This window comes from Methylobacterium mesophilicum, assembly GCF_036441335.1.
Taxonomy (GTDB): domain Bacteria; phylum Pseudomonadota; class Alphaproteobacteria; order Rhizobiales; family Beijerinckiaceae; genus Methylobacterium; species Methylobacterium mesophilicum_B.
The window spans coordinates 204,008-219,640 of record NZ_MLBW01000028.1; the positions used below are offsets into that span (position 1 = coordinate 204,008).

Here is a 15,633-nt window from a genome sequence, read left to right on the forward strand (position 1 = left end):
CGGACTCTGAGAACGTCCGCACGGGAATCGAACGCCGCAGTGCCGAGGGTGATCTGCAACGGCGCGTTTGGCTGCCGACACGCTCGCGCTGCGGAGCGAGCGCCCGGTCGATCGTCGCCGCGCTGATCGCGAGCAGCGCGGCCCTGATCTCGGGGGCGAGGTCGAGGTGTCCATGGCGCTCCATCGCCGGCAGCAACGTCGGGATCATCGCCTTCAGCCGCTTGCCGCAGATCCGGTCGGAGGCTTCCCAGAGTACGATCAGCGCCTCGCGCACCGCCGCGTGGTAGACGCGCCGCTCCGGTCGAGAGGTCAGCGACTGTCTCAGACGACCGGCCCGAAGCAGCCGCATCGCGTGCTTGCGGTGGTGGCCCGTCACGGACGCGAACTCATCCAGGATGCGGGTCTTCTCCGCACGTCCGCTGCCTCGATACCGGGCCGCCAACGCCACAAGCAGCTCATCGCGCGTCGCCATGCTCACCCGCCTCATCGTCACCCCCACCGCCGAACTCGCGTGGGGAGCAAATCAGATGCGGCAACGACCCAACGTCCGGGAGCATTTCAGGCGAGGCAATGCGCTGTCGCGCACCATCTGGCAGGCTCACGCCGCCGAGACGGTGACCGACTCAGAGGCGCAGGGCTTGGCCGAGGCGCTGCACACCCGCAGGGCTGCGATCCGCGAGGCCTGGCGCCCGTCGGCATCCCGCTCGGCCGAGTGACGCTCTTTCCTCCAAAGCGCCTCTAGCGGGCTCCTAGCGATCCGTAGCGATTGAGCGGCGCCGACGGCTGGCCTGCTCCGGCCCGATGCCCCCCCGCGCTCGCCAGCAGGTACACCACCGGGCAGCTCGCGATCCTGCGCGTCGTCGGGGATGAGATGGCACGTCACGGCGCCTGTGGGCTGTGCATCGACGCCATCGCGGCGCGGGCAGGCGTGTGCCGGCGACTGGCTCAGGCCGCGATCCGCCTGGCTGAGGGCGACGGGCTGCTGACCATCTAGGAGCGCCGCCACCAGGGCCGGAAGAGCGACCCGAACGTGGTCCGCATTATCGGCCGGGAGTGGCTGCAGTGGCTCCGAAGGGGAGGGCGATCCGCGGCCCCGGCGCTGCTGGGCGGCATAGGGTGCAAAACGGTGCGCCCCACGGATAAGGGAGATCCACAGAGACAGATTGTGGATGCGGAACCGAAGAAGGGCTGCCGGGGGGCAGCGGTCGACTTCGGCCGAAGCGATCCTATGAGATTTCTCGCGGGCGGTAGGACAGGCCGAGCTATGCGGTGACGGTCTGCGAGCGATCGATATGCCGAACGCGCGTTGCTGTCGCACCGAGCGCCAAATTCAACCTAGGTGGTTTCCGCCAAGCCTATGGTTCCGCACGGGGACGGACCGGACACGTTCCGGGAGGTCCCGTCGGCTGTGTTCAAGTCCCCCTCAGTTCACGGCCGGCGGGCCCGCTCCTGGGGAGAAACGAACTGGATGACAGATGGCGCTGCGCGAGGACCAGAGTTCTGGGAGAGGCTGGCCGACCACGTCACCGCCACTGTTCAGCCGGTGCTGCGACAAAACCGTCGTGGCCGCGAACCGGTGATCATCTATCTGCGTGATCTGGAAACGTTGGCGAGACGCGAATGCGACGACCGTGATGTGATCCAGATCATTGTATCGGCACGACGTCTCCTCGGCGATCGGGATCAAATTGGACCTGATAGTGGCCCATTCTCGCGAACCTGAGCCGTGTTAGATCGTTGATCCAAGTGATATTCAGCGCTGTGAAAAGCCGGCAAATACGTAGCTAATCGTGGCGTCCAAGCATGGCAGAGCTACGAGTGAGGGCATTCGACGCCCCCGCCGGAAGCTGTCCGAGGGCGGATGCCGCGCTATCACTTCAACGTCTACGATGGGTCGGGCTATCTTGACCACGATGGGACGGCGCTTCCAGACCGGCAGGCCGCTCGCCTGGCGGCGATCCGGCTAGCAGGCGAGATCCTAAAGGACGAGGCGGAACGTGTCTCTCTCGGCGAGGACTGGCGTATCGAAGTCACCGACGACACCGGGCTCGTCTTGTTCCAGATGACATTCCTAGTGGTGGAGGCACCGGCCATGCTGCGCGACGACCACCGCGAGTCCTGAGGCGTTGGGTCAGGTACAGAGCCGAAGTTATAGCGTCGCCGTCGTCCCGAGCGACAGAGACCCGCGCTGCTACGATTGGATCATCCGTTCGCCAGACGGGCGATGCGTGGCGCGCTCATCCTACGCTTTTGCCACGAGGCCGGCCGCTCGGTTGGCTGGCGAGTGCTCCTTACATGCGGTGATCGACATAGGCTCCGTGCTTTGATGCCCTGCTGGGCTCTCATCGGATGGGCGCTACCCCGCACAAGGCGGTGGCGGCGGCCCCTTCCGACACAGAACAACCCACACGATGTCAGCCAAAAGGGCACAGATCAGCAGGCCTAAGAACAAGCCTGTGTGTGGAGGCAGACCGGTCATCATTCGAACAGGGGGCGGCTGTGGGGTGCCCTGAGCCTGCGCACTCATTGGCGCCGTAGCTATAGCCGCAGCGATCAATCGGAAGAGACATTCCGGCGTCCGGCCCCGCATCTGGCCTCCATTTGGAAGAACGGCCAATTGGGGAACCGCATCGATGTCCGTCCGTGTTCCCTGAGGATACGCGCGATACGGAGATAGCCCATGACGAACCCCGGCATGCCCGATCCTGGAGGCCCCGATCTGCCGATGCCCGGCGAACCGCCCCGACCGAGCCGGGACCGGGCAACCCGCCAACCCCGCAACCGCCGACCGATCCCGTGCCGGGTGACCCGCTTGGGCCTGATATCGCGCCCGGTGATCCGACTGGCCCAGGCACCATCATGTAAGAGCGTACCGGTCCAGCGCTTCAATCAGGGGGCGTGCTCGGCGTAGTCGAGCATGCCGTCCTTCTTGATCACCAGCTTGTCGTCGTTGCTGGGCTCGCGGCCATAGCCTGAGCCCTCAACGGTGAAGCCGCATCCCCCGGGGCAATCGACCTGCGCCGTCGTGCCGGCTGCGATCTTCTGCTGGGTCTCTTTTGTACCCCGGTTGTTGTTGCCCCCTAAAAACCGGACAGGGTCTCCTGGGTTGATCGGGTGATGAACTCGCGCGGCGAGCGGTAGCCGAGCGCGCGATGAGGATGAAGGTCGTTGTAGTGCGCCAGCCAAACGGGGAGCTGGCGCAGCACGCTCTCGGCATCCGGTAGCACCGAGACACGCACGTAGTCGCGTTTCAAGGTTCGCACGAACGCTTCGGCCATGCCGTTGCTCTGCGGGCTCTCCAGCGGCGTCGTCTTCGGTATCAAGCCGAGTTCGCGGGCGAAGCGGCGAGTGTCGCGGGCGACGTAGCAACTGCCGTTGTCAGTCAGCCACTCGATCAGGCTCGGTAGCTGGTTGACCGCCCCGAAGCGATGCTCGACGGCCGCCACCATCAGGTCGCGGACGTCCTCGCCCGTGATGCCCGCCGTGGTCGCCACGTAGCTCATCGCTTCCCGATCGCAGCAATCGAGCGCGAAGGCGACCCGCACACGCTCACCGTTCTCTGCCGCGATCTCCAGCCCGTCCGAGCACCAGCGCGTGTTGCGCGTGGCCACCGCCACCTTGCCCTCGTGACGGCGCGTCTCGGCTCCGCCCACATGTCGCTGCAGCAGGAGACCGTGCACCTTCATGACCCGGTAGACCCGCTTGGCGTTCGGTGCAGGCCGACCGTCCCGCTCGGCCTGTCGGCGCAGAAGGGCATGGACGCGCCGATAGCCGTAGGTCGGCAGATCGGCGATGAGCGCCTGGATCGCGCCGAGCAACGCGGCGTCGGGTGCAGGCGGACGGCCGCGTCGGCCCCTGGGCTTCCAGGCGGGGGAGGCCTGCCTGGACGAGGCGAGGTGCGGGCGCGACACGCTCAAAGCTGCGGCCACAGCGCTCACCGGCCGCCCCCCGGCCACGAGGTCACGCGCGAGGGCAACTTTTTGGGGGCGGCGACCCGCTCCATCGCCTCGCGCAGGATCTCGGTCTCGAGCGTCTTCTTGCCCAGGAGCCGCTGCAGCTCACGGATCTGCTGCTGGGCAACGCGAAGCTCGGAGGCTGGCACCACCTCTTCACCGGCACCGGCGGCCGTGAACGCGCCGCGCTCCATCAGCCGACGCCACGTGAACAGCTGGTTGGCGTTCAGCCCGTGGCGGCGGGCGACGAGCGAGACGGACTGACCGGGCAGATAGGTCTCCTCGACGAGGCGCACCTTCTCCTGCGTGGTCCAATGCCGACGCCGCTGGACGGAGGTGATCACCTCGACGCGTTCGGCGCGGGGCGGGTCGTTAGAGCTCACCATACGGTCGGTCATAGGCACACACTTCCATAAGCGTGAGCCCCTGTCCGGTCATTTTGGGGGCTACTTCACTCGCGCGCTTCGGCGGGCTTCCCTGGGACATCATCACCGGCGCGGAGATCGCCAACAGCTACAAGCCCGCCCCGCAGACCTACCTGAAGTCGGTCGAGGCCGCGGGCTTCCGCCCCGGGCAGGCCGCGATGGTCGCCGCCCACAACGGCGACCTGGCGGCGGCGAAGGCCGTGGGCCTTCGCACCGTCTTCGTGCGTCGGCCGACCGAATACGGCCCCAATCAGACCGTGGACCGCGAGCCCACCGGCGACTGGGACGTCGTCGCCGACAGCCTGGTCGAGGTCGCGCATATCCTCGGAGCCTGATGGGGCGCGGGTCCGATCCCGCCGCCGCTCGGCCATGTGATCCCTCCCCGGGAGTCGAATTGTCGTGCCGGCGCCGGGCACGGGTCCGGGCTCGCGGCGCTTTCCTCGTGGATCGTACGATGGTCGCCGCCGGCGCAGGTCTGGCCGTTCCGCCGGGGCGTCGGATCGCCTGTCGCTCAGTCGGCCGCGGGCGGCAGTCCCCCGGTGCCGGTGAGAACCCGGACGGCGACGCGGGTCCGGCGACGGTCAACCCGCCGGGCGCATGGCGGTCACGATGCGGCAGGCGCAGTATCTCGATCCCTGACGCCATGGGTGCTGACAGGCGTCGCGGCTCGGTCGGTTGACGGGGATCGATCGCGGGGGTTGGCTGACAGCCGTGCGATGGAGCCGGCCGCGCCGGCCCGGCAGTGTTCCGCGAGGTCCGAAACCGCCACTGCCAGTCCCGATCGGGCCGCTCGACCCTTGATGTTCCGATCCGAAACGGGGACGCACCGCTGACGGCCAGATCCCGCCTGCGCACGCGATCCGGAAGCCGAACGAGAACGGGGACGACGCTTGCGCGGTCGGACCGCTCGTCAGGACCGGACAGCGGACCGCCCGACGGGAAACGCCGCGGGGGCAGGATCGATCGCGGCGGGCAGGCCGCCCGGACCCAGGAGGGCGATGATGCCGTTTGCCAGCGCAATCGACGGATACAGGCTGTACTACGAACGGCGCGGGGAGGGGTATCCGGTCGTCGCCGTCCACGGTTCGCCCGGCGATGGTTCGGAGTACGCCAAGGTCGTGCCGGAGATCGCGCACGCGGCCGACGTCATCGTACCCGATCTCCGGGGTTTCGGTCGTTCGGACAAGCACCTTGACGGACCACCCGACGCCTTCTCGCGGGACGGGCAGGTGAGGGCGGTGACCGCTCTGATGGACGAACTCCGGATCAGGAAAGCGGTGCTGGTCGGATACGACATCGGGGGCTTCGTCGTGCAGACGATCGCCGCCAAGCGCCCCGACCTGGTCGGGGCTTTGGTGCTTTCGCCGCCGCTCCCGGGCGCCGGGCGGCGCATCCTGACCCCCGATGCGGTCCAGGCCTTCTTCCATGCAACCCTGTTCAGGACCAGTCTCGTCGAGGAGGTGTTCGACGGCCGCCCCGAGGCGATCCGCGCGCTGCTCGGCTACTGTCTCGAGACATGGTCCGGCCCCGGCTCGACCGTCCGGGAGGAACTGGTCGACCACCTGACCGAGATGCATGCGGCGAGAGGCGCCTTCACCGCCGGGATTTCCTGGTTCCGGCACGATGACGGCAATCCCATCACGGCGTATGCCCGCGAGGTCACGCCGGCCCCGGAAGGCAGGGCGACCACCCCGACGACGGTGCTCTGGCCCGAGCACGATCCGCTTTTCCCGACGGCGTGGAGCGATCGGCTCGACGAGTTCTTCACCGATTTCGAGCTTCGATTCTTGCCCGGGGCCGGACATTTCGCACCGCTCGAGGCAGCCCGGGATTTTGCCGAAGCCATCCTCCGGCGGATTGACGCCACTCGATGAGGGGCCGGGCGCCGCAGGCGCCCGCGCGGGCCTCAAGGCTTCCGGGGCCGGGTCGTATCGGCGCGGTTGGATGATCTGGCCCGTCGATGCACCGTCCTGCCCTGGAACCCCGAGCCGATGAACCGCGTGCACGGTCGTCGACGACAGGTCGGGGTTCAGCTCCCACGCAAGGGACAGGACATCCGGAAGTCCCCCCGCAGAGCGATATGGGAAGCGGCCGACGGATCTGCCCCGCTGGGTGGCGACCGGGGCCGCCATTCATCTGCCTGAGCCGCGCTAGGCCGACCGCCCCGCCGTGTCCGTCCCGGGACGCACCGTGAGGCGCAGGAAGCTCACCACGCTCGCGACGCCCGCGAATGCGGCGCCAAGCCCGAGCGCCAGGGCCGGTCCGCGGGCGTCCGAGATCCCGAAACAGGCCGCGACGAGCGCGGCGCCCATGGTCTGGCCGAGGAGCCGCGCGGTCGCGACGATGCCGCTCGCGCCGCCGGAACGTGCCGGCGGCGCGCTCGTCATGATGGCGCGCAGGTTCGGCGCCTGGAAGAAGCCGAATCCGGCCCCGCACACCGCCATGCGCCAGCCTATCGCCGCGACGCCCGGATCAGCCGGCAGCGTCGCGAGCAGCGCCATGCCGACAGCCAGGACGGCCAAGCCGATCCCGCCGAGGAGGCCCGGCTGGAAGCGGTCCGAAAGGCGTCCGGCGAGAGGAGCCATCAACGCGACCACCACCGGCCACGGGGTCATCAGGAACCCGGTCTCGACCTGCGAGCGTCCGAGCGCGTGCTGGAACAGGAACGGCAGCGACACGAAGGCGAGTCCCTGCGCGGCGAACGAGCAGACCGAGGTCGCGGCCGAGAGCGCGAACAGCGGCCGCGTCAGGAGATCGGCGGCGAGCATCGGCGCCGGATGGCCCGCCTGCCGGCGCAGGAGGATCGCGCCGCACGCGAGCCCGCCGGCCACCTCCGACAGGGTGCGCCACAGGGGGCCGCCGTGAGCGGCCTCGCCCAGGCCGAGCACGAGGAGCGCGAAGGTGGCCGCGGTGAGGACGGCACCCGTGAAATCGAACGCGTGTCCGGAGCGCCCGGTGACTGGCAGCGCGGACCTAGCCAGGACCAGGGCGGCGAGGCCGATCGGCACGTTGACGGCAAACAGCCACGGCCAAGGGGCGACGGCGAGGATCAGGGACGCGACCGTCGGGCCCACCGCGAAGCCGACCCCGACCACGAACGCGTTGAGACCGACGCCGCGGCCGAGGTGGCGGGCGGGGTAGATGAACCGGATCAGCGCGATGTTGACCGCCATGAGGGCGCTCGCGCCGACCCCCTGGAGCACGCGGGCCGCGACCAGCGTCGGCAGGGACCAGGCCAGGGCGCAGACGAGGGATGCGCCCGTGAAAAGGATGAGGCCGTGGATGTAGATCCGCTGCTGCCCGACGATCTCACCGAGCGCCGCGATGGGGAGCAGCGTCGCCACCACGGCGAGCTGGTAGGCGTTCACGATCCAGACCGAGGCGCTTGGATCGACCCCGAGATCGGCCGCGATGGTGGGCAGGGCGGTGTTCGCGATGGCGGTGTCCAGCGTGGCGAGCGCCACCCCGGTCAGGACCGCGATCATCGCGCGTGCGCGTTGCCCGGATGGCAGACCGTCCTCGACGAGGGCGCCGGTCGTTGAAGATAGGGACGCCATCCGGTTGCAGCGCTCGCATCGGGATGGGAATGCCGGGTGCGGTCGCGTCCCGACGCCGCGCGGCCCGCCCAAGCGATCCCGTGTGCCTGATTGGCGCGCATGTCTGTGCGATTGCTCACACCTTAGACCCTGCAGCCTGCTCACCAGGGATGGACCACCTGTGGTCCCGGGGCGGCCTGCGAGGAGTACCGTGCAGGCGCATCCGACTCGGGCGAGGCACTTCCGGCCCGGGCCGGTGGGCTTGCAACCCGTCCCGCGCCCAGCGGCACCCTCGGGCACCTCGCCGGACGACCGGTCAGGTTTTGGCGACGTCGTCGGAGGCGGAGCCCGAGAGATTTATTGGGGTGCAGGTCCGAGAAGCGTTCGCGCAGGCCCTGGCAGCTAGCCCCGGCATCAGACCTGAATGAGGGGCCCGCGCGATCCTGCGCTCGCGGCTAACGCGGCTGGAGGAGGGCGGCGTCGACGAGCGACCGCAGCCTCTGCCTGTCGACCTCGCTGTCCGCCGTGACATCCTTCCACCGGACGTCGGCTGCACCCTGGGCCGGCGATCCGTGCATCGCCCCGAACACCGTCTCGGGAAGAAATGCCGGGAGGAAGGCGACAGCCGCCTCGTCATCCGAGGTCACGAGCACGCCCTTCTTCGTCGCGAACCCCAGGGCGGCGCTCGCGCTGGGCTCCAGCCCGGCGACCTTGAGCGCGGCCCCGACCCCGGTTGAGGCGAGCAGGGTGGTCAGCTGGTCGGCCGAGGCCTTCACGTCGACGCTTCCCTGGGCGCCGATGAAGACCTGCCGCTTGGCGGTAACCAGGCTGCCGACCACGGCCAGCAGGGGTGGCGGCTTGTCGGCGACGATCGGGATCGAGGCCTGGTTGACGACCGCCTTAACGTCCGGGCAGGCGTCGGAGACCGAGCGCCGCAACGCCTCCTGGGACACGCTGCGGATCTTGGCGTCGGTGTAGCGGACGACGACGGTCTGGTCGAAGCCGGCGCCCAGCCCGAGCGACGCGATCCTGTCCAGGCCCAGGGCGAGGTTGGCCTTCGTCGAATCGACGCTGAACGTGAACGCGAGGGTCGAGGGCACGGGCTCCGGCTGCGCCAGGGTCGGGAAGCATTCCTCGGACCGCGCCCGCAGGACGCCCCACTGCCGCACGTCGAAGACGTCGCCGGGCTTCTGGCCGGCCGCGAGCACGATCGGCAGCAGGTCCTGGCCCTTGAAATAGGCGAGCAGCACGCGCCGGTACTCGTCCATCTGCGCCGTGACCGCCTCGGCCGGCGGGCGCGCCATGGCGAAGGCCCGCACGCTTGCGCCGATCCCGCACGCCATCGCGCACGCCGCCGTGATCGCGATCAGGTTCCGCCTCATGAATACTCCGCAGTTTGCCGATGCCGCATCCCAGCGGATTCCAGACGGCCCCGCAAGTGGCCGCGGGGCTGCCGCGCGGCGCCGTCACTGCCTCAGGAGTGCGCGCAGGGCCTGGGCGGGGGTCCCGGGATCGGACCAAGCCTTGGCCATCACGTCGAGGTCGGTCATCCGCTCGCCCCTGACCATGCGCGCGTCGGTATCGGCTTGGTCGAGGCGGCCGCTGCCGTTGAGGTCGCACCGCGGCCACACGTTCTCGTCCGCCGAGATGGCGCCATCGCCGTTGAGGTCCGCCGCCGGGATGTCGGAGCGGCCCTCGACCTGGCGAACGGCGAGCCTGAAGAGACTGAAGTCGCGCATGTCGACGACCCCGTCGCCGTTGAGGTCGGCCAGATCGACCAGCGAGTCGGGCCGCGCCTCCAAGAGGGCCGCGAAAGCGTCGACGATCGGGGCGCCATCCGAGCGGGGCATGGCGGTCCTCTTCAGGATCGCGACGGCCTGTGCCGCGGTCAGCCCCGGGTTGTAGGCGAACATCAGCGCCAGGATCGCGGTGGCCTGCGGCGCTGCCATCGAGGTGCCGCTCTCCACCCCATAGGCGCGAGGGCTCGGCTCGCCGTCGATGGACGCGAAGGTGCTGAGGATCGCTTCCCCAGGTGCGGCGACGTGGCCGCCGCCGTTCGAGAACAGGGATCTCCGCCGGTTTCGCCCCACGGATTCGACCACGACGATGTTCTCGGTCGGTGCAGCTGCGGGGGAGGAGCTGAGGGCAGCCCAATTGAACGGGCTCGCGTATCGGGCGGAAACCGGCGGGATGTCGAAGACCGGGTTCGAGTCGTTGCCGGCGGCGGCGACGATGACGACGCCGTGGCGGGCCGCCATCTCGGCGACGCGCCGGACGATGAGGCCGTGGGCGGTGACCTGCCGCTGGACCTCGGTGTCGGTATCGGCGGTCCGCTGATAGTTCGCGACCCAGTTGTACCCGAGGCTGAGATTGATCACCCGCATGTCCGGGTTGGTGTCGATCATGTCGACCAGCTCGCCGACGACCTCGCTCAGAACGAGGAACGTGTCGGCCCCGTACTCGAAGCTCTGGGGCGCTGCGGCGACGATGTCGGCCATGGGCGCCCCGCCGTCGACGCCGATCCTGTTTCCGAACCGGGCCCCGATGATTCCGACGACGTGATTGCCATGGTTGTCGGCGGCCGCGGGCTGGGCGTCTCCCTTGATCTGGAAGGAGAGATCCTCGTGGGCGGCGAACCCCACGTCCAGCACGCCGACCTTCACGTGCGCGCTGCCCCTCCGCCGGATGGCGTCCAAGAGGTTCCAGGCCGCCGGAAGGCGGATCGCCTTCTGCCACCAGTTCCCGTCCAGCCCACGCGCGGACGGCGATCCGGGTGCGTCCGCCCAGTCCCATCGGATCTCGCGCCCGTCCGGCCCGACGCCGGATGTCGCCGACGAGCCCGGCAGGACCGATGTCTGCAGGCCGACGTTCAGGCCGGCCGCGCTGACGCCCGGCTCCTTCCGCAGCCGCGCGACGAGATCTTTCTCCGGCCCGGCGGTCTGGGCTGCCAAGCCGTCGGCCGCGGTCGGGCCATTCGCCTGGAGAACCGCCAACCCGATTTTCGGAACGGTCCTGACGACGTGCAGGCGGTAGCGCTTCAGCAGGCCCTCGATGGCGGCCTGGGACGCACCCGCGTCGAACAGGACGAGGACGGTCGCCTTCTGGACCGGGATGCCCTGGGCGGGCAGGACCGCGCGCGGCAGCTTGGCCCGATCGGCCTTCGCCTGGCCGATCTCCCGCGTAGAGCGTCGCAGATTCGAGATCGTCCGATCGAGCTGCGCCACGACCGCCGCGGTCTCCACCTGCGAGATGGTCGCGGAAAAGCTGTCCTTGAAGGGGCCCTCGACCGATCCGGTCACCCAGCCCGCCGAAGCCGGCGTGTCCGCCGGCCGAGCCGCGGTGTGCACGGGGGCCAGTTGCGACTGCAACTGGCCGCGGATCTCGCTGAGGCGACCGATCTCGGCCTGGATATCCTGAAAGGGCTTGGCCTGCGGCACGGCAGCCGCGATCGTCGCATTCGTGCGGTCGGCGACGAATCCGCTCGAAAGGTAGGCTCCGGAGCGCCGTTGCGCCCCGGGAAAAGCGGTTTCCAGGGTACGCGCGATGTCCGCGTAGGGCTCGGCGGCTCGCGCCGCCGGGGGCCAACCCGGAATGGCGAGAGCGAGCGCGAGCACAGCCGCGGCCAGGCCCCGGCTCGAAGATTCGGAATGGTGCATGCCGAGTGTCGCCTGACGCGCCCGCGGCGGCGGAACGCCACGCGGTTTATATCAGCGGGGCGGGACCACGGCGAGAAGATCCGCATTGCCGGACTTGATGCGGATCAGGGTATCAGCCACCACCTCGGCAAAGAGGTCGTCGGGGCCGCTGCCCTGCAGCGACCGCAGGGCCGTCATCACGAACTCGCGCTCCGCGGGAGCGGTGTCCGGCGGAAGGCGAAACGACACGAAGCTCTGGGGCGCCGGGGCGACCTGCAACGTGAGGACCCGGAGCATCCTCTCCAGCGAGACGAGATCGGCCGCCCGCGTCCGCTCGTTCGCGATCAGCAGGATCTGGGCGCCCGGACCGGTGGCGGGGCCAAGCGTGCCGCGGCGACTGATGGCGCGGGGAAGGTCGGCCAGCCGCGTCGACCATGGCACCGTCGCGCTTCCGAGCGTGACGGCGGGTTCGGCGTCGAGGGCCACGAAGTACGAACGCACCGCCGAGTGCTCCTCGGGACGGCTCAGCTTCGGAAACACGGACTGCGCCCAGACCAGCGATCTGACGCGCGCCAGCCCGGCGCCCGGCCGCTTCGACGGGCTGGAGAGTCCTGCGATGGCGCTGGCGTAGGCGCCGACCAGGGCCGTGCGCGTTTCCAAGATCCGCTCCCAGTCCTCGATCAGGGCGGGCTCGGCGCACAGGACGGTCGGCGACGCGTAGGTTCGATCCCGGGCCTCCGGACAGGATGCGGCCTCGCCCGGGCGCACCGCGACCGGGACGAACCCTGCCGGGGACCGGGCCTCGGCCGCGTCCGTCAACAGGGGAACCCCTTTCTCCCACGCCGCGCCGATCGCTTTCCAGAGCGCATCGTCGAAGTCGAGCGCGTCCGGGACGAATTCATGTGGGACGAATACGCTCGTCGCCCCACTCCCCAGAGACCAAGCGATCGCCCCGGCGAGGTAGGCTTCCCGGGACATGGTGGCGCGGGGGCGCGGCACGGCGCTCACGGCGGCAGGGCGCAAGACCCGGGCGATGAATTCGGCCACTCTGGAGTCCGAAGCGCTGACCGCGCCTCCATCCTCCTTCGTGACGAGCTTCGTGGAGCCGAGAGCCTGGCCGTCCGCGACGTCGAGACCGATCCAGCCGATATTGGACGTCGCGAGCCTGTCGCCGAGTTCACGCGTGAACTTCTGGCTGGCCTCGTCGGCCCTCGCGGGGCCCACGCATGGGGAAAGGGCAACCGACGCCGCCAAAGCGGCGCAGGCAGCGAGCCTTCCGAGCAGGGCTCTGCGCTCGAGGGACATCAACCCACTCCCCGATTCGACGCGAGCATTAGACAGGACAACGATTCCATCAACAAATCGTTCTGGGCGCGCGACCTCCGCACTCTGCCTATGGCCGCGGCGTCCGGGCCGATCGGAGTTGGGAATCCCGTGCTCCAACCGCAAGCTCGGCCGGGCCTGCGGTGGAGCGGCCGAGGTTGCGCTAGCCTCGGGTTGTTCGATCACCCGGGTCGTGCCGGGAGGCATGCCGGGACCGGCGTCGGTCGGGCAGGGCTGGTCGACCCCACGTCGGAACCGATGCTCCCGCCCCGGTGAGGCGGCGGCGCCGGGCCGGAGATTCGGAGGAGCAGTCGCGGCGCGCTCTGGGATAACACGCGACGCCGCCTGGGATTTATCGGGATTTATCAGGGAATAATGGCCCAACAAGGCCTTGATGCCACTCACTTATTTCCCGTCAGAAATAAGTGGTGGAGCTGAGGGGATTCGAACCCCTGACCTCCGCAGTGCGATTGCGGCGCTCTCCCATCTGAGCTACAGCCCCGTCGAGGCGCCGGCCTTGTAGGCGCGGGCGGCTCGGCCTGTCAATTCCCTGTTTCAACGTCGCCCGCCGCGCGCCGCTCCGGCGCTCGGGTGCGGGCGCCCCGAAGGATACGCGCGGACCCGCATGAACGCCCTGATCTGGCTCTTCGACACGGTCGTCCAGCTTTTCATCTACGTCCTCATCGCGAGCGCGGTGCTCAGCTGGCTGGTGGCGTTCAACGTGGTGAACGTGCGCAACCCGATCGTCGCGCAGATCGGCGAGGTGCTCTACCGGCTGACCGAGCCGGTGCTGCGGCCGATCCGCAACCTGCTGCCCAACCTGGGCGGCGTCGACATCTCGCCGATCATCCTGATCCTGCTGCTGCTGTTCATCAGCCGCCTGCTGCACGAGTACGCCGTGCCCGCCACCTACGTTTACGCGCAGTAGGACCGCCCGCCCGTGAAGACGAATCCCGGCCGCTTCTTCGAGGATTTCCGCCTCGGCGAGACCATCCGCCACGCCACCCCGCGGACCGTGACGGTGGGCGACGTGGCGCTGTACACGGGCCTCTACGGGCCGCGCTTCGCCGTGCAGTCGTCGGACGCCTTCGCCCGGGCCATCGGCTACCCGAAGAGCCCGCTCGACGACCTGCTGACCTTCCACATGGTGTTCGGCAAGACCGTCCCGGACGTCTCCCTCAACGCGCTGGCCAATCTCGGCTACGCCGAGGGCGGGTTCCGGCGGCCGGTCTATCCGGGCGAGACGGTCTCCACCGTGTCGGAGGTGATCGGCCTCAAGGAGAGCTCGAACCGGCAGACCGGCGTGGTCTACGTCCGCTCGGTGGGCTCCGACGAGCGCGGCGAGACCGTGCTGAGCTATTGCCGCTGGGTGCTCGTGCGCAAGCGCGACCCCGAGGCGGCGATCGCCGAGGAGCACGTGCCGAGCCTCGCCAAGGTGGTCGACCCGCAGGACCTCGCGGGGGCGCTGCCGAAGCTGTCGGCCGCCGCCTACGACACCGACCTCGCCGGCAGCCCGCACCGCTTCGCGGACTACGCGGTGGGTGAGAAGATCGACCACGTCGACGGCATGACCGTCGAGGAGGCCGAGCACCAGATCGCCACGCGCCTGTTCCAGAACACCGCCAAGGTGCATTTCGACGGGCTCGCCGCCAAGGACACCCGCTTCGGCCGGCGCCTGATCTACGGCGGCCACGTGATCTCGCTGGCGCGGGCGCTGAGCTTCAACGGGCTCGGCAACGCCTTCGCCCTCGCGGGCATCAACGCCGGCCGCCACGTGGCGCCGCTGTTTTCGGGCGACACGGTCTATGCCTGGAGCGAGGTGCTGGCGACCGCCGATGTCGGCCGCGACGATGTCGGGCTCCTGCGCCTGCGCACGGTCGCCACCAAGAACCAGCCCTGCGGCGCCTTCCCGGACCGCGCCGGCGACGGCTACGACCCGGCGGTGATCCTCGACCTCGACTACTGGGCGTTCGTGCCGAAATAGGCGGCCGCGCTCCGGCACCCCGGCCGGCGCCGCCGCGCGGCGGTTCCGGCGGGGCGCCTCAGCGGATCCCGCCGCCGACCACGCCCGCCTCGACGGCGAGCGACAGGCGGTCCGTGACCGCCCACTCGACGCCTACGCCGGCGACCGGCCGGACCGCGATGTCCTGGCGCGTGAACGGCAGCGATCCCGGGGTCGGCCCGACGCGCAGCGTCTGGTGCAGGGCCAGGGCGCCGGTCTTGGCGTAGACCAGCACGTCCGGCGCGACGAGGGTGCCGACCTTCACCTCCAGGGATCCGGCGAAGTCGTTGGAATAGGCGAGGCGCCCGTAGCCCGGCGTGAGGTTGCCGCCGAGGCCGGCCAGGTAATCGAACCCGCCGCTGATACCGTAGAGGATCGGGCCTTCCTGCCACATCCGGCCGCCCTCGAACCCGATGGTCGGTCCCGAATAGCTGCCGAAATGCCGGGACGTGCTGACCGCGTAGCCGGTCGACAGGCGGGCGTAGGAGCCGGTCCAGCGGCCGTACGCGTCCTCGGGCATCTGCGGCCACGCGAAGGAGGGCAGCGGCGCGAAGCCGATGGACGGCCAGAACAGCGCCTGGGCGGCGGCGGGGTCGGCCGGGAGCCAGCAGGCCCCGAGCGCGAGGCCGGCCGCGAGGCGGCGGAACGGACGGGAATCGGCGCGTCTGCTCATGCCGCCAMCCTTGACCTTCACGTCGTACGCGCAGGACGCGCAGTAGTCGGACATCCGGTCGATATAGGCACCCGAGGCCGCGTAGG

General features: G+C 69.6%; 13 protein-coding genes, 1 tRNA gene and 1 pseudogene. 7 read left to right on the forward strand and 8 right to left on the reverse strand.

Annotated elements, in window-relative coordinates:
- Positions 1 to 4: 4 nt before the first annotated feature.
- Positions 5 to 487 (reverse strand): annotated as a pseudogene (locus tag MMR14E_RS19095) (transposase); the annotation flags it as partial.
- On the opposite strand from MMR14E_RS19095, the gene MMR14E_RS19100 reads away from it, so the two are divergent.
- The 3 genes from MMR14E_RS19100 to MMR14E_RS19110 all read left to right on the forward strand — a co-directional run bounded on the left by MMR14E_RS19100 (position 471) and on the right by MMR14E_RS19110 (position 2,122).
- A complete protein-coding gene (locus tag MMR14E_RS19100) occupies positions 471 to 716 on the forward strand; it encodes a hypothetical protein (RefSeq protein WP_331316426.1) in 246 nt (81 codons plus the stop codon). The pseudogene MMR14E_RS19095 and the gene MMR14E_RS19100 overlap by 17 nt on opposite strands.
- Before the next feature lie 752 nt (positions 717 to 1,468).
- Positions 1,469 to 1,723, forward strand: a complete 255-nt coding sequence (locus tag MMR14E_RS19105) for a hypothetical protein (RefSeq protein WP_331316427.1) — start codon at positions 1,469 to 1,471, stop codon at positions 1,721 to 1,723.
- A 138-nt stretch (positions 1,724 to 1,861) separates the two neighbouring features.
- Positions 1,862 to 2,122, forward strand: coding sequence for a DUF6894 family protein (locus tag MMR14E_RS19110; RefSeq protein ID WP_331316429.1), 261 nt, complete (start codon positions 1,862 to 1,864; stop codon positions 2,120 to 2,122).
- A 958-nt stretch (positions 2,123 to 3,080) separates the two neighbouring features.
- Here the strand turns inward: MMR14E_RS19110 and MMR14E_RS19115 are convergent.
- A protein-coding gene (locus MMR14E_RS19115; RefSeq protein ID WP_419539371.1) for an IS3 family transposase occupies positions 3,081 to 4,339 on the reverse strand; the annotation gives its coding sequence in 2 pieces (ribosomal slippage) (positions 3,081 to 3,989 and positions 3,992 to 4,339; 1,257 coding nt in all).
- A gap of 53 nt (positions 4,340 to 4,392) precedes the next feature.
- Between MMR14E_RS19115 and MMR14E_RS19120 the strand changes: the two genes are divergently transcribed.
- Both MMR14E_RS19120 and MMR14E_RS19125 read left to right on the forward strand, forming a co-directional pair.
- Positions 4,393 to 4,713, forward strand: a complete 321-nt coding sequence (locus MMR14E_RS19120; protein WP_331316431.1) for an HAD hydrolase-like protein — start codon at positions 4,393 to 4,395, stop codon at positions 4,711 to 4,713.
- 663 nt (positions 4,714 to 5,376) lie between these two features.
- The gene (locus MMR14E_RS19125; RefSeq protein ID WP_331316433.1) at positions 5,377 to 6,252 is read left to right on the forward strand and encodes an alpha/beta hydrolase; all 876 of its coding nucleotides are present in this window, start codon (positions 5,377 to 5,379) and stop codon (positions 6,250 to 6,252) included.
- A 276-nt stretch (positions 6,253 to 6,528) separates the two neighbouring features.
- On the opposite strand, the gene MMR14E_RS19130 is transcribed toward MMR14E_RS19125, so the two are convergent.
- The 5 genes from MMR14E_RS19130 to MMR14E_RS19150 all read right to left on the reverse strand — a co-directional run bounded on the left by MMR14E_RS19130 (position 6,529) and on the right by MMR14E_RS19150 (position 13,374).
- Positions 6,529 to 7,935, reverse strand: a complete 1,407-nt coding sequence (locus tag MMR14E_RS19130; protein WP_331316434.1) for an MFS transporter — start codon at positions 7,933 to 7,935, stop codon at positions 6,529 to 6,531.
- A 434-nt stretch (positions 7,936 to 8,369) separates the two neighbouring features.
- Positions 8,370 to 9,296 carry a hypothetical protein gene (locus MMR14E_RS19135; RefSeq protein WP_331316435.1) on the reverse strand — a complete coding sequence of 309 codons (927 nt, stop codon included), beginning with the start codon at positions 9,294 to 9,296 and terminating at the stop codon, positions 8,370 to 8,372.
- An 84-nt stretch (positions 9,297 to 9,380) separates the two neighbouring features.
- On the reverse strand, positions 9,381 to 11,351 hold the full coding sequence (locus MMR14E_RS19140; protein WP_331316437.1) for a S8 family serine peptidase: 1,971 nt from the start codon (positions 11,349 to 11,351) through the stop codon (positions 9,381 to 9,383).
- 270 nt (positions 11,352 to 11,621) lie between these two features.
- Positions 11,622 to 12,854: a hypothetical protein gene (locus MMR14E_RS19145; RefSeq protein ID WP_331316439.1), complete on the reverse strand. Its 1,233-nt coding sequence runs from the start codon at positions 12,852 to 12,854 to the stop codon at positions 11,622 to 11,624.
- Between the two features lie 444 nt (positions 12,855 to 13,298).
- Positions 13,299 to 13,374 (reverse strand) — tRNA-Ala (locus MMR14E_RS19150).
- Between the two features lie 123 nt (positions 13,375 to 13,497).
- On the opposite strand from MMR14E_RS19150, the gene MMR14E_RS19155 reads away from it, so the two are divergent.
- Positions 13,498 to 13,800 carry a YggT family protein gene (locus MMR14E_RS19155; protein WP_010684838.1) on the forward strand — a complete coding sequence of 101 codons (303 nt, stop codon included), beginning with the start codon at positions 13,498 to 13,500 and terminating at the stop codon, positions 13,798 to 13,800.
- A gap of 12 nt (positions 13,801 to 13,812) precedes the next feature.
- Positions 13,813 to 14,856: a MaoC family dehydratase gene (locus tag MMR14E_RS19160; RefSeq protein WP_331316441.1), complete on the forward strand. Its 1,044-nt coding sequence runs from the start codon at positions 13,813 to 13,815 to the stop codon at positions 14,854 to 14,856.
- A gap of 58 nt (positions 14,857 to 14,914) precedes the next feature.
- On the opposite strand, the gene MMR14E_RS19165 is transcribed toward MMR14E_RS19160, so the two are convergent.
- Positions 14,915 to 15,633, reverse strand: a 719-nt coding sequence (locus MMR14E_RS19165) for a hypothetical protein (RefSeq protein ID WP_331316443.1), incomplete at its 5' end; no start/stop codon positions are given.

Coding starts and splice junctions, on each gene's coding strand:
- MMR14E_RS19145 (WP_331316439.1), bottom strand. CDS start 12,854: ATGTCCCTCGAGCGCAGAGCCCTGCTCGGAAGGCTCGCTGCCTGCGCC.
- MMR14E_RS19100 (WP_331316426.1), top strand. CDS start 471: ATGCTCACCCGCCTCATCGTCACCCCCACCGCCGAACTCGCGTGGGGA.
- MMR14E_RS19130 (WP_331316434.1), bottom strand. CDS start 7,935: ATGGCGTCCCTATCTTCAACGACCGGCGCCCTCGTCGAGGACGGTCTG.
- MMR14E_RS19110 (WP_331316429.1), top strand. CDS start 1,862: ATGCCGCGCTATCACTTCAACGTCTACGATGGGTCGGGCTATCTTGAC.
- MMR14E_RS19125 (WP_331316433.1), top strand. CDS start 5,377: ATGATGCCGTTTGCCAGCGCAATCGACGGATACAGGCTGTACTACGAA.
- MMR14E_RS19155 (WP_010684838.1), top strand. CDS start 13,498: ATGAACGCCCTGATCTGGCTCTTCGACACGGTCGTCCAGCTTTTCATC.
- MMR14E_RS19135 (WP_331316435.1), bottom strand. CDS start 9,296: ATGAGGCGGAACCTGATCGCGATCACGGCGGCGTGCGCGATGGCGTGC.
- MMR14E_RS19105 (WP_331316427.1), top strand. CDS start 1,469: ATGACAGATGGCGCTGCGCGAGGACCAGAGTTCTGGGAGAGGCTGGCC.